The organism is Acinetobacter sp. GN11 (assembly GCF_054823985.1).
In genome coordinates this window covers 1-1,257 of the sequence record NZ_JRVL01000174.1, presented here as the reverse complement: position 1 = coordinate 1,257, position 1,257 = coordinate 1, and the positions used below count along the sequence as shown (strand labels likewise).

The following is a 1,257-nucleotide window of genomic DNA, read 5'->3' as shown; positions in this document are numbered from 1 at the left end:
GTAGCCACCCACACCAATCAGGCCAATAATGGCCAAAATCTTAATGAGTGCGAACCAGAATTCAACTTCACCAAACAACTTCACCGTAAGAAGGTTAAGCCCTAAAATGAATAGTACACAGCCTGCACTAATCATGGCTTGTTGTGTTGGTGAGAAACTGGCGCCTTCGGGTAGCCAAAAACTTAAATAGTTAATGACCGCAGATAAATCCGCAATACCGACCAATACCCAGCCTAACCAATAGGTCCAACCTATATAATAACCAGCCCATGGGCCGATTAAGTCATATGCCATATCAACAAATGATTTGTAATGTAAGTTGGCAAGCAGTAGTTCACCCAATGCGCGCATCAGAAAAAAGAACATGCCACCAATTAACATGTAAATCACGAGAATTGAAGGACCAGCGAGGGAGATGGTTTTGCCCGAGCCCATAAATAAGCCGGTTCCAATTGCACCGCCAATTGCAATCATTTGTAGATGGCGATTATTTAATTTCCGTTGTAAATGATCAGGGGAGCCTGCCTCATCTGGATGATGAACCATTGTCATATTAGAAGTCCTTTTTATATTTTGCTTAACTTAAAATCAGCAACCTATAGGGAGAAAAACGAACCGTATATCGTGGGTTGCTGAGTCTATACCTCAGGACAAGATGTTCAAGTATATTTTTCCTTAATTGATAAATCGTTTGTCCTGTTTTTTTTAAGTCACATTATTTATGTACTGCCTTCACGGCAATTTTAATTAACATATCTGGATTCTCCAGATTAGCCGAAGTGTAGCATGTGATAATGCTATATGTACTTTTCCAACACCCTCCAAATTGCACTGATGATTTAAAAATAAACAACATTATTCCGATAAAAAATCGAAAGAAAATAAAAAAAGCCAATCATGATTGATTGGCTTTTTATTAAAACTTAATGATCGTTGACGAGTTCGCGTCCTAGTTTTTTGATGCGTGGTTTATAGAGCATATGATAGGTAACACCTAAAATGATCAACCATACTGGACTGACATAGAGTGCTTTCAATGTATCTGGCTCAAGTGCCAAAATCACCAAAGTAAACATCATAAATGCCAGAACCACATAACTCATCCAAACGCCACCTGGCATTTTAAAATTTGATTTTTCATGTAATTCAGGACGCAATTTACGGTAGCGTAAATAACACACCATGATCAGACTCCAGACACTAATGAATAGAATCACACAGAGCGAGCTTGCCAAAGTAAATGCTTCCATCGTGTTA

The 1,257-nt window shown here is 38.6% G+C and carries 2 protein-coding genes; both read right to left on the bottom strand.

The annotated features are described in order from the left end of the window. Positions 1 to 546: amino acid permease (locus NL42_RS14725; protein ID WP_461313301.1), on the bottom strand; the 546-nt coding region annotated here is incomplete at its 3' end. Positions 547 to 923: 377 nt separating this feature from the next. Then, the coding region (locus tag NL42_RS14720) for an amino acid permease (protein WP_461313300.1) at positions 924 to 1,257 on the bottom strand (334 nt) is incomplete at its 5' end.